General features: G+C 55.2%; 8 protein-coding genes and 1 tRNA gene. 7 read left to right on the top strand and 2 right to left on the bottom strand.

The features are described 5' to 3' along the window. Positions 1-309 precede the first annotated feature (309 nt). Positions 310-726 carry an STAS/SEC14 domain-containing protein gene (locus JT718_RS15560; protein ID WP_205503626.1) on the top strand — a complete coding sequence of 139 codons (417 nt, stop codon included), beginning with the start codon at positions 310-312 and terminating at the stop codon, positions 724-726. Between the two features lie 268 nt (positions 727-994). Here the strand turns inward: JT718_RS15560 and JT718_RS15555 are convergent. Together JT718_RS15555 and JT718_RS15550 are read right to left on the bottom strand one after the other, a co-directional pair. Next, positions 995-1,067: transfer RNA gene (locus JT718_RS15555), tRNA-Met, on the bottom strand. A gap of 62 nt (positions 1,068-1,129) precedes the next feature. Beyond that, the gene (locus JT718_RS15550) at positions 1,130-2,923 is read right to left on the bottom strand and encodes a BamA/OMP85 family outer membrane protein (protein ID WP_205503625.1); all 1,794 of its coding nucleotides are present in this window, start codon (positions 2,921-2,923) and stop codon (positions 1,130-1,132) included. Positions 2,924-3,009: 86 nt separating this feature from the next. Here JT718_RS15550 and hemW point away from each other — a divergent pair, with 86 nt between their 5' ends. From hemW to JT718_RS15520, 6 genes are all read left to right on the top strand, one after another. Continuing rightward, positions 3,010-4,149, top strand: coding sequence for a radical SAM family heme chaperone HemW (hemW, locus tag JT718_RS15545; RefSeq protein ID WP_205503624.1), 1,140 nt, complete (start codon positions 3,010-3,012; stop codon positions 4,147-4,149). Between the two features lie 337 nt (positions 4,150-4,486). Then, a complete protein-coding gene (locus JT718_RS15540; protein WP_205503623.1) occupies positions 4,487-5,170 on the top strand; it encodes a hypothetical protein in 684 nt (227 codons plus the stop codon). 181 nt (positions 5,171-5,351) lie between these two features. Then, positions 5,352-6,476 (top strand): MBL fold metallo-hydrolase, encoded by a 1,125-nt coding sequence (locus JT718_RS15535; RefSeq protein ID WP_205503622.1) that lies wholly within the window; start codon positions 5,352-5,354, stop codon positions 6,474-6,476. Positions 6,477-6,601: 125 nt separating this feature from the next. Next, on the top strand, positions 6,602-6,925 hold the full coding sequence (locus tag JT718_RS15530) for a hypothetical protein (RefSeq protein WP_205503621.1): 324 nt from the start codon (positions 6,602-6,604) through the stop codon (positions 6,923-6,925). Positions 6,926-7,202: 277 nt separating this feature from the next. Continuing rightward, complete coding sequence (locus JT718_RS15525; RefSeq protein ID WP_205503620.1) at positions 7,203-8,183, top strand: SGNH/GDSL hydrolase family protein; 981 nt, start codon at positions 7,203-7,205, stop codon at positions 8,181-8,183. Between the two features lie 29 nt (positions 8,184-8,212). After that, the gene (locus JT718_RS15520) at positions 8,213-8,785 is read left to right on the top strand and encodes a pentapeptide repeat-containing protein (protein WP_205503619.1); all 573 of its coding nucleotides are present in this window, start codon (positions 8,213-8,215) and stop codon (positions 8,783-8,785) included. Positions 8,786-8,895 lie beyond the last annotated feature (110 nt).

The following is an 8,895-nucleotide window of genomic DNA, read 5'->3' as shown; positions in this document are numbered from 1 at the left end:
GTATATTGTAATGGTCTGTTCTGTCATGGCTGTTGCATTTTAAAAGTGTCCAAACTTTAAAACGTACTCCGGCCGCTGGCAGAACAGATTTTTTTATTACGTGTGAAATATCTCGCAACTTGAGTTAGTTATAAATTGTAGGGCTACTCACGTGCTTTCCTGTTTTTTAGCATTTTGCAGCAGTGCAAAGCTGGCTATGAAGGTTTATGATAGAACTATGAACTCATATTCAGCTTAAACTTACCGTTATCCGTAAGGGGGAAGGAAGTTATATTTGTTAGATTTCTATAAGCTTAAGATTTCTCATTGATGAAAACCGTTTACTTCCAGAACCATGTAGTTACTATCACTTATGAGGAGGACTTGCAGCTAGGCACGGCTGTATGGAACGGTTTTCTAAACAGCCAGGAGTTTCGGGAAGCTATCACTAACTGCACTCAATTGATAGAGGAACGCAAGTTGCTACGGTGGCTCGGCGACAACCGTAAGATGAAAGCCATTCGTCCGGTAGACCAGGAATGGTTTGTAGAAAACATTATGCCCCGACTTCAGCAGTCTGCCTTACGGCGCAATGCGGTACTGGTATCAGAGGATTTCTTTAACCGCACGGCGGTAGAACAGATCTACAAAAGAGCAGAAGGCCAAGGCGAAATGACTACCAAGGAGTTCACGAATAAGATTACGGCTTTGGCCTGGCTGAAAGAACCTCTCACTGCTCCGGTGTAGTTATAAGACCTTTACTCACTCTTTCTGCCAAGAATGTTAAAGATAGGTTGCTAAAAGGGGGCATCTGTTCTGCAACACCACAGGCACTTACTCCAGTTTTAGATTGATAGTATAAAGAGGCCTTATCTGCTCCATGTGCATTCATGAAATGTTGCTATGAGTAGACGCCTCTTCTCTAATAGCCACTAATTAACAAGGAATGTCACCTATATGGACGACGGTAAAATAAAAAAGCCTTGCAAGTTTCCTTACAAGGCTTCTTCTGAGGTAGCGGGAACAGGACTCGAACCTGTGACCTTTGGGTTATGAGCCCAACGAGCTACCAACTGCTCCATCCCGCACTGTTTGTAATACAAATGTAGGGGCTTTTTCAATACGCTCCAAATAGTTTGTGAAAGTTTTTCTAAAAACGGCCCGTAATCCCGAAGTGAATCTTGCCTCTGGACAGGCTAAAACCCTCCTGCGAAGTGCGTCCCACAGAGTAAACTAGCTGAAACACACCGGCTCCCGTGGAAAAGCTGATACCACCGCCCACCCCGCTGGCCCACTGAATATTTTTTTCACTTTTCAGGTCGCGGCGGAGATATCCCTGGTCATACAAGAGGAAAACGTACGAGTCCTGCCCCGTGTAGAGGCGGTACTCCAGCGTGCTGATGGCATACGACGAGGCGTAGAACGCATAATCATCAAAGCCGCGGAGCGAGTTCAGGCCACCCAACCGGTACAGCTCGTTCAGGTACAGGCGCTGGTTCACCAGGGCTTCGGCCCGAAGACGGGTGAGCACCACCCCGTTCTTGGAGATAGGCCAGTACCGCTCTACCCTCCCGGCCAGCGAGAGTTGGGTGGTTTTCATCTGCAGCGTGTCATAGTAACTGGCTTCTACCCGGGCGTTCCGCTGTACCCGCTTGTTGCCCACCGCTCCCTGGAAGTACGCCTGGGTTCCCCGGCGGGGAAAGTACAGGTCGTCTAAGTTGCCCCAGGCGTAGGCCAGCCCATACGAGGTAAAGTTGGCGTCAATGGCCGAGGAATCAGAGGTGCGCTGGCGCAGGGCTTCGGGCGAGAGCAACTGGGAACTCAGCACTTCGGCAAAGAACGTAACCCGACTGGTGGTGGAAAGCGGATAGGCAATCTCCAGCCTCGGCCGAAGGTTCAGGAAGGAAGTATCCTGTTTATAAAGGTGAAACAAACCCGCCACCTCAAACGGCGAGTTGAAAAAGTGCGGATGCCGGTATTCTATATCCAGAATCTGGGAGTTGCGCTCCACCTTGCGCCAGTGCAGGCCTAGCTGCTTGCCGCTGCCGCGCAGGTTGCGTACCTGCAGGTTTACCTCGCCGGTGATCAGCAGTTTGTTCGCGGAAGAATTGGGATCGGGCAGGAAGCCGATGATGCCGTCAAACTGGTTCGCTTTTTTCTCGTCCAGGAAGAAGTACACCCGGGCCTGGTTTTTCGCGAACAGCACCTGGGGCTCGCCCGTGATGCGCACAAACGGCAACTGCCGGAGCGCCCGCATGGCCGCTTCCACGCGCTGCTGGGAGAACGGCTGGCCCGGTGCCAATTGGGTATAGCGGTAAAGCGTGCGCAACTGCATGCGGCTGCTGCCGATGATCTGCACCGAGTCAATGAGCATCAAAGGTCCGCGCACCACCCGCAGTACCCCACTGATAGAATCATTGTACAGGCGCAGGGAGTCTATCTGCACGGCAGCGTAGGGGAAACCGCTGTTCTCGGCCTCACGCAGCAGGCTCTGCTGTAACTGGGCAAACTCGGCGGGGCGGAAAGGCTGGCCGCTGTACAGCTTCTCCCGGAAGCCTACTTTCTCCAGCAGCCCTTCGCCCACGTTGCCGTTTTTCAGCGAAGCCCAGTTATAGGGCCGGCCCACGTACACATGCACCCACAAAGAGTCATTCCGCTGCTGCACGCTGTCAATGGAGGCCGTGAGATAGCCTTCTTCCTGCACGCGGGAGAGCCAGCCGCGTAGCTCCTGCTGCAGACCTAGAGAGTCAGACGCGGAAAGCTTGGGCTGGAGGCGCTGCCAGATCTGTACGGCCTCGGGGTCTGGCGAGAGCACTTGCACTATCCGTTTGTCCTGTGCCTGCCCCAGGCCGCTCCACAGCCACAAACCCAGGAGTAGCCCCAGAAATGCGTATCTTTGCCGGGTATTCTTTTGGGGCAGACGGGAACTAGACCTCCTCTTCATTGTTTCTAAAGGTACGGGGTAGGCTACAAAGTTACCCAACCGCCCGTTCTATTTACATCTAACGTTTTCCCTAGCCCTATCCTATTTTGGCCGGAATTTATCTTCATATCCCTTTCTGCAAACAAGCCTGTCACTACTGCGATTTCCATTTCAGTACGTCTATGGGGCTCAAGGAGCAGGTCTTGCAGGCCATGCACCAGGAGCTGGCCTTGCAGCAGCAGTACCTTAACGGTGAAACCATCAATACCATCTACTTTGGAGGTGGCACGCCGTCTATTTTATCCGTGGCCGAGCTGAACGGTCTTTTGGAGGCGATTTACCAAAAACACCCCGTAAACCCGGCCGCCGAAATCACTTTGGAAGCCAACCCAGACGACCTTACGCCCGAGAAGCTGCAGGCCCTGCGGCAGACGCCTATTAACCGCCTGAGTGTGGGCGTGCAGTCGTTCCATAACCCGCACCTGCAGTTGATGAACCGTCCGCATACCGCCTTGGAGGCCGCCGATTCTATTAAAATGGCGCAGGGCCTGGGCTTTGACAACATCTCGCTGGATCTCATTTACGGCATTCCGGCCGAAGATCCTATGTTATGGGAGCAGGACTTAGCCAAAGCGTTTGCCCTGCAGGTGCAGCACCTTTCCTGCTACGCCCTCACCATTGAGCCCAATACTGTCTTCGGGAGCCGGGTACGCAAAGGCAAGTTTTCGCCCGCCGATGAAGAGCGCGTGGCCCACCAGTTTGAGCTGCTCATGGCCCAGGCCGCCGACCACGGATTTCTGCACTACGAGATCTCCAACTTCTGCCAGCCGGGTTTTGAAAGCAAGCACAACAGCAGCTACTGGAAACAGGTGCCGTACCTGGGCCTGGGACCCAGCGCGCACTCCTTCAACGGCGTGAGCCGCCAGTTCAACGTAGCGAACAATCCTAAATACGTACAGGCGCTGGAAGCCGGTCAACTGCCTTGCACCGTGGAAGAGCTCTCCATAGAAGACCGCGTAAACGAGTACGTCATGACTACCTTGCGCACCAGCTGGGGCTGTGACACGGCCTACATCCAGGAGAAGTGGGGCGTGGACCTGAAGACGATCCATGCGGCATACCTGCAGAAAATTGAAGCCCAAGGGCTGCTGCGCCACCAGGGTGACGTGCTCCTTTTAACCGAAGCCGGCAAGCTGCTGGCCGATGAAATTGCGCTGGATTTATTCCTATTGGAGGAGGAGGTCTGAGGGTTTCAGGGCTGTTTTGTCCAAAACGTATCCTTTTCAGGTGGGGCACCGTTTATCACTCAACCAGGCCTTCGGGGTAAGAGGGGTGACCTTGCTGCGTGTTTTCTGATCATTTCCATCAAAAGCCAGCGGTGGGTTTGTTTTTCTGGCTCCGGCGGTCCGCAAAGGGCTTTGCCGGGGTACCGGGCTTGCACTTGCCAACAAGACAAAACGCGTTGAACGCCCGGGCGTGGGCCAGGGGCACCTTGTAAGGCTTCTGCCTGGGTAAGATCGGGCAGATTCAGGTAGAACATTCATTCCTTTGTAGAAACCCAATTTTCACTTTTCTCCCTCCTTTATGAAAAAGTTTACCCTTTCCTTCAGACTGTTGGCCCTGCTCCTGAGCAGCGTTCTGGTAATGTCCTGTGGCGATGATGACGAGGATGACGTGGCGCCGCTCACCAACCAGATAGAGTATGACAACACCCGGTACGGTGCAGACATAGCGCTTTCCATTGACTTCGGTCCTTTTGGCTTTATTGAGGGCACCAACACCCACTACGCCCAGGTGTTCGCCCTGTTAGACACCGTTACCAAGACAGAGTCTACCCGGGCCGTATTAGACATGTTCCTGCTCTCGGCGGGCACTTCGGTGTTCAAGACGGGCACGTTCACGTACGCTGATCTAAGCGAGGAAACCGATGAGGAAGCCGTGGCGGCCAAATACCGCGACCAGAACATCTTCATCCTGTCGGCGTTCCTGCTAGACGTGAACAACGACCAGGAACTGGACGAGGACACCGAGGCTTTCCAGGTGAAGAGCGGTACCGTAACCGTGTCTGGCACGGCCCCCAACTACACCATTGAGTGCGACTTGCTGATGCAGAACGACAAAGGCCTGAAAGCCCACTATTCCGGAGAGGTGTTCCCTATTCCGGCCAACCCCGATGAAGAGGAAGATGACGCCACGGCCGGCATGCGAAAGGCTCCCAAGTGGCGGTCGGGGCGGGGCAACGTTCTGGAGTTCATAAAATCAAGATAACCAAGCGGCCCGCAACGGGCGCAGAAGGTTTTAAAATTCTTTGCCGGCATCCTCTGTTTTAGGGCTATTTTCGCGAGAGAAGCCCCAAAACAGGGGATGTCTGTTTTTACCACGCCCCCAAAGAACCGGCTCTTTTAACCAATTCTGCGGGTGGAGGTCGTGCTACAACCACATCAAGACAATGAAGAAATTTATGTATACCCTGCTCACAATGATTGGCGTGTTGGTGGTGGGCGGCATGCTGTTCATGGCGTTTGCGCCGCAGTTTGGGGCCGCCGCCCAGGGCCAGACCCTGGAGCGCATCCAGCAATCAAAGCAGTACCGCCACGGCAAGTTCCAGAACGCCTCGCCCACGCCCATGATGGACGAGGCGCCTTTCCTGGACAAAGTGAAGATCTTCGCCAAGTTCCTGGGCGGAACCCAGGGAGCCCGCCCCGTAGATGCGCTGCCCATGGTCACCCTGACAAAAGAAGACTTCGGCCCTGCGGCCGAAAAGGGCGTGAACGTAACCTGGTTTGGGCACTCGGCGGTGCTGCTGGAGCTGAACGGCAAACGCATCTTCGCTGACCCTATGCTGGGCAAGCGGGCCTCGCCGGTGTCGTTCATCGGTAGCAAGCGGTTCAGTGAAAAACTACCCATTTCCCTGGAAGACCTGCCCCCGCTGGACGTGGTGCTGCTCTCGCACGACCACTACGACCACCTGGACAAGGGTTCCATTGAAAAACTGATGGGCAAGACCCGGCATTTCTTTGTGCCGCTGGGCGTGGGCGCGCACCTGCAGCGCTGGGGAGTGCCTGCGCAGAAGATCACCGAGCTGGATTGGTGGGAGACTGCCTCGTTTGAAGGTCTGTTCCTGGCGGCCACGCCGGCCCGCCACTTCTCGGGCCGAGGCCTGAAAGACCGCGACCAGACCCTGTGGTGCTCCTGGGTGCTCAAGAGCGGGGAACAGTCGGTTTACTTTGGGGGTGATTCTGGTTATGACACGCACTTTAAGCAGATAGGCGAGAAATACGGCCCCTTTGACCTGACCATGCTGGAGTGCGGGCAATACAACGAGGCCTGGCGCTACATTCACATGATGCCGGAGCAAACGGCCCAGGCCCACCTGGACCTGCGCGGCAAGGTGCTCATGCCCACGCACTGGGGCGCTTTCTCCCTGGCCCTGCATCCCTGGAAAGAACCCATCCAGCGCCTCTCCAAGGCCGCCGCGGGACAGACTATCCAACTGGCCACTCCCATTATTGGCCAGCGCTGGAGTTTAGCAGACCAGCTGCCGCAAGCGCAATGGTGGAAAGGCGTTGAGTAACATCCAGGGGTGCCCGGCCGTAAAGTATGGGTAGAGATTTCATTGTAAGAGAAGCGTTTGTTTTAGGGTTGTTTTATGAAAAACAGGCCTGAAACACATCTTAGTAAAAACTAACTTTTCTAACTATGGAAACACTAACCAATCCTAACCTCTTTGGGCCAGCCCCTGCTGGAAAGGGAAACCGATCTACTTTCTTCGGGGCTGTTTTTGCCGGCTTGCTCGTCCTGTTCCTGGCAGGAATGCTGTACTTCTCCCATTTAACCGATTTCTCCTCGCCGCAAGTGGCACCTACCGGTGGCGTAGAAAATCCACGCACAGGGCAGGATGCCGGAGTTAACCAACCCGTGGCAGGTCCTTCTTTTGGAACTACCGCCAACCTGGCCAGCCACGCCATGTTTGCGCCGCTTCTGCAGCAGCAAGCAAACGCGACCCCTCTGATCTTCAGGTAGGGCGGAAAGGAACTATACTGACGCGCTTACCTGCCTACCGTTTTGGTTACCCAAAAGGCTGAAGGGTGGCAAGCGGGTTTTCTTCAAGGATGTCCTTTGAAACAAACCCGGTTCTCAGCATCTTTGCCAGCACCCGTTTCCACCCTTCAACTCTCTTGGTTTCATGCGAACAAGCGCCCTCACCCGCTGCTCTCTTTTTCTTCTGGTACTGCTTTTAGCGGGCTGTGCCACTCAACAAAATAGTTCTGTTACCCCGCAAGACAATCACCTGTCTTACATGGGCCGGGTAGGAAAGCCTTCGCCGGAGGCGGCGGAGTTGTACTGGTCGGGCTCCTCGGTGAAGCTGAACTTTGAGGGAACGGGCGTGAAGGCGCGGCTCAAAGACACTTCGGGTAAGAGCTACTACAACGTGCTCATAGACGGCAAGGAGGTTTCCGTGCTGCAGCCCGACACCGCCGCCAGGCTGTATACCCTGGCCCAGCAGTTAGCGCCCGGCAAGCATACGGTAGAACTGTTCAAGCGCACCGAGTGGGACAAAGGCACCACCACCTTCTACGGGTTTGAGCTGGAGGGAAAAGGCAAGGTGTTGCCGGCCGCAGCGCCTAAAACCCGCCGCATTGAGTTCTACGGCAACTCCATCACGGCCGGGTACGCCGTGGAAGATTACTCGGGCAAAGACTCCTGGGAGGGCACCAACACCAACCATTACGCGAGCTATGCCGCCTTAACGGCCCGGTTCTTTGACGCGGCGCATACCTGCGTCTGCAAAAGCGGCATTGGCATCACCGTTAGCTGGGAGGCCAGCATCATGCCCGACATCTATGACCGGCTCAACCCCTCTGACCCCGCCAGCAAGTGGGACTTCAGCCAGACGCCGCCCGACCTGGTGGTGATCAACCTGTTCCAGAACGATTCCTGGATTGTGAACCTGCCCAACAACGAGCAGTACAGACGCCGCTTCGGGACCAACAAGCCCACCGAGGAGTTCCTGATCACCGCGTACCAGAACTTCGTGAAGAGCATCAGGGGCAAGTACCCCAACACCCACATCATTGCCATGCTGGGCAACATGGACATTACCCGCGCCGGTTCGCCGTGGCCGGGCTACGTAGAACGCGCCGTGGCCGGCCTGCAGGACCCAAAGGTGTATACCTTGTTTGCGCCCTATAAGAACACGCCGGGCCACCCACGGGTAGAGGAGCAGCAGGCCATGGCCAACCAGCTTATTGCGTTTATCCAGGAAAAGCTGAACTGGTAGTTTTTCCAGCCCTTGTTAGACCTTCCGCTATGCAAGAGACCCTGCACCAAGGCAAAGAATTCAGCCAGATCAGTTATACCGGGCAGCGCGTGGCGGGCCGGGAGTTTGACGACTGCACGTTTAAAAACTGTGATTTCTCCCACACTGATTTTTCGGGGTCCAGCTTTACCGACTGTCGGTTTGAGGCCTGTAACCTGAGCCTGATGAAGCTGAATCAGGTCAAGCTGCAGGACGTCTTCTTTCAGGACTGCAAACTGGTGGGCGTGGATTTTGGGGCCTGCCATGATTTCCTGCTCTCCATGCAGTTCAAAGGCTGTTCGCTGGATTACGCGTACTTCGGCCGCAAGAACCTCAGGAAAACTATTTTTGAAGGCTGCAGCATCAAAGAGGCCAATTTCACCGAGACGGACCTGGCCCAGGCCGCTTTCCGGGACTGTGACCTGGACAGAACCGTTTTCCAGCGCACCAACCTGGAGAAAGCCGATTTCCGGACAGCCTACCACTACACCCTGGACCCCGAGCTGAACCGGGTGAGAAAGGCGAAGTTCTCGGCGCAGGGCGCATTGGGGCTCCTGGCTAAGTATGACCTGGACGTGCAGTAGGCCTGCGGAACCACTGTTCCACGGGGAAAGCACGCAGCGCCCCTGAATCAAATACTTACTGCCGGCGGTGTAATTACTAAAAATGAGCCGCGCCCGGTAAATAGCCAGGC

This window comes from Rufibacter psychrotolerans (genome assembly GCF_016924645.1).
In the GTDB taxonomy this organism is placed as follows: Bacteria; Bacteroidota; Bacteroidia; order Cytophagales; family Hymenobacteraceae; genus Nibribacter; species Nibribacter psychrotolerans.
Note: the sequence above shows the minus strand (reverse complement) of the source record. Positions and strands in the feature narration are given on the sequence as shown.

Excerpts from the sequence above, each read along its gene's own strand:
- JT718_RS15520 (WP_205503619.1), top strand. The coding sequence starts at position 8,213 with ATGCAAGAGACCCTGCACCAAGGCAAAGAATTCAGCCAGATCAGTTAT.
- JT718_RS15560 (WP_205503626.1), top strand. The coding sequence starts at position 310 with ATGAAAACCGTTTACTTCCAGAACCATGTAGTTACTATCACTTATGAG.
- JT718_RS15540 (WP_205503623.1), top strand. The coding sequence starts at position 4,487 with ATGAAAAAGTTTACCCTTTCCTTCAGACTGTTGGCCCTGCTCCTGAGC.
- JT718_RS15550 (WP_205503625.1), bottom strand. The coding sequence starts at position 2,923 with ATGAAGAGGAGGTCTAGTTCCCGTCTGCCCCAAAAGAATACCCGGCAA.
- JT718_RS15525 (WP_205503620.1), top strand. The coding sequence starts at position 7,203 with ATGGGCCGGGTAGGAAAGCCTTCGCCGGAGGCGGCGGAGTTGTACTGG.
- JT718_RS15530 (WP_205503621.1), top strand. The coding sequence starts at position 6,602 with ATGGAAACACTAACCAATCCTAACCTCTTTGGGCCAGCCCCTGCTGGA.
- JT718_RS15535 (WP_205503622.1), top strand. The coding sequence starts at position 5,352 with ATGAAGAAATTTATGTATACCCTGCTCACAATGATTGGCGTGTTGGTG.